Below are 2,138 nucleotides of genomic sequence, written 5' to 3' on the forward strand. Positions count from 1 at the left end.
CGGGTGTTTCAGCCGACGGTGACGGTGGCGGGTTGGGTGGACAGCAGGGTCTGGGTCCAGCCGCCGGTGTCGACGGTGCCTTGTCCGGCCACGTCGGCGCCGTTGCCGTCGTGGGGGTTGCCGTCGAGGTAGCGGTGCATCGATCCTTCGGGGCGGTGGCCGTAGTAGACGCCACCGCCGGGTGACATCAGGTGATCGAAGACCTGCCAGGTGGTGTCACGCAGTTGGTAGCGGGTGTAGTTCTCGGTGCCGTTGATCCGGTAGGAGATGAGCTGGCCTGCGGTGGTGGTGCCCAGGATCCAGTTGGAGGCCGTGGCGGTGAGGGTTTTGAGGGTGAAGCCGCCACCGATGCGTTCTCCGGTGGAGATGTTGGCCAGGGCGGGTTTGGTGGCGTTGACGGTGTAGCGGCGCAGCACGCCGGCGGCGATGCCGAACAGGTGGCTGTTGCCGTCGTAGGCCAGCAGGTCGTGGGTGTAGCCGGTGCCCAGCAGGACGGGCGGGGAGAAGACCAGGCTGTCGCGGTTGGTGATCACGTCGATCCGGTACAGCTTGCCTTCGGGGCCGTTCTCGGTGACCAGGATGGTGTTGAAGTTGAGGGTGGCCATGGCCTTGGGCGTGAAGCCGAGGGTGGCGGTGGAGGTAACCGCGCCGTGGGTGCGCTGTCCGGTGGCGGCGTCGATCGCGGTGTAGGTCAACCGGCCGTCGGCCAGCACCCCGTACACCGAAGCCGTGCCAGTGGGGGCGCCGCAGTTGCGGCTGGTGACGTTGCGCGAGGTCTGGCCGTTAGCTCCGCCGTAGGTGACCCCGTTAAAGGTCGGCCTGACCCGTTCGGAGCCCGCGTACCCCCAGGTGGCCGAGCCGTTGCCGTCGGCGTCGTACCCGAGCTCGAAGTGCAGGTGCGGATGCCCGTTGGAGGTCGGGCCGGTCGCGCCGACCCGGCCGATCGTCGTGCCCATCTGCACCCTCGCCCCCACCGCGACCGCGCGGGACTGCAGGTGCAGGTACGTGGTGTAGTAGCCGCCGCCGTGGTGGATCTGGATCACGTTGCCGGCGTTGCTGTGGTAGAAGGACTGGTTCACCGTCCCGGCGGCGGGCGCGACCAGCGTGGCGCCGTTGGTGCCGTGCTGGTCGGGCTCTTTGACCATGTCGAGCGCGGGAGCGTGCGCCCAGGTATCCAGCCGCCACTGCTGGCCGCACGGGAAGGGCAACTGCAGGTTGGGGGCGGCCATCGCGGGGCTCGCCGTGGCGGCCAGGCAGAAGGCGGCAATGAACGTGGTGGCGAGGCCGACTCGTAAGGCCGTGAATCTGGACATGAGAATTTCCTCCAGGGGACCAGCCGGTCCCTGGTCGAAGTGAGTTTTCGGTACGGTGCCCGGTCGGCCATGGCGACCGGGCAGAGCCCCAGGGCGACTTCGGCTAGCTGACGGTGGCGGGTTGGGTGGACAGCAGGGTCTGGGTCCAGCCGCCGGTGTCGACGGTGCCTTGTCCGGCCACGTCGGCGCCGTTGCCGTCGTGGGGGTTGCCGTCGAGGTAGCGGTGCATCGATCCTTCGGGGCGGTGGCCGTAGTAGACGCCACCGCCGGGTGACATCAGGTGATCGAAGACCTGCCAGGTGGTGTCACGCAGTTGGTAGCGGGTGTAGTTCTCGGTGCCGTTGATCCGGTAGGAGATGAGCTGGCCTGCGGTGGTGGTGCCCAGGATCCAGTTGGAGGCCGTGGCGGTGAGGGTTTTGAGGGTGAAGCCGCCACCGATGCGTTCTCCGGTGGAGATGTTGGCCAGGGCGGGTTTGGTGGCGTTGACGGTGTAGCGGCGCAGCACGCCGGCGGCGATGCCGAACAGGTGGCTGTTGCCGTCGTAGGCCAGCAGGTCGTGGGTGTAGCCGGTGCCCAGCAGGACGGGCGGGGAGAAGACCAGGCTGTCGCGGTTGGTGATCACGTCGATCCGGTACAGCTTGCCTTCGGGGCCGTTCTCGGTGACCAGGATGGTGTTGAAGTTGAGGGTGGCCATGGCCTTGGGCGTGAAGCCGAGGGTGGCGGTGGAGGTAACCGCGCCGTGGGTGCGCTGTCCGGTGGCGGCGTCGATCGCGGTGTAGGTCAACCGGCCGTCGGCCAGCACCCCGTACACCGAAGCCGTGCCCT

The 2,138-nt window shown here is 68.1% G+C and carries 2 protein-coding genes; both read right to left on the bottom strand.

Annotation, left to right across the window (positions count from 1 at the left end):
* Positions 1-8: 8 nt before the first annotated feature.
* Complete coding sequence (locus C1J01_RS53395) at positions 9-1,313, bottom strand: M23 family metallopeptidase (RefSeq protein ID WP_111185750.1); 1,305 nt, start codon at positions 1,311-1,313, stop codon at positions 9-11.
* Between the two features lie 103 nt (positions 1,314-1,416).
* On the bottom strand, positions 1,417-2,138 hold a 722-nt coding region (locus C1J01_RS50825), incomplete at its 5' end, for a hypothetical protein (RefSeq protein WP_220040486.1).

It is taken from the genome of Nonomuraea aridisoli (genome assembly GCF_003236395.1).
In the GTDB taxonomy this organism is placed as follows: domain Bacteria; phylum Actinomycetota; class Actinomycetes; order Streptosporangiales; family Streptosporangiaceae; genus Nonomuraea; species Nonomuraea aridisoli.

What these genes read in the sequence shown, in the direction of transcription:
- C1J01_RS53395 (WP_111185750.1), bottom strand. Translation starts at nt 1,313, where the DNA reads ATGTCCAGATTCACGGCCTTACGAGTCGGCCTCGCCACCACGTTCATT.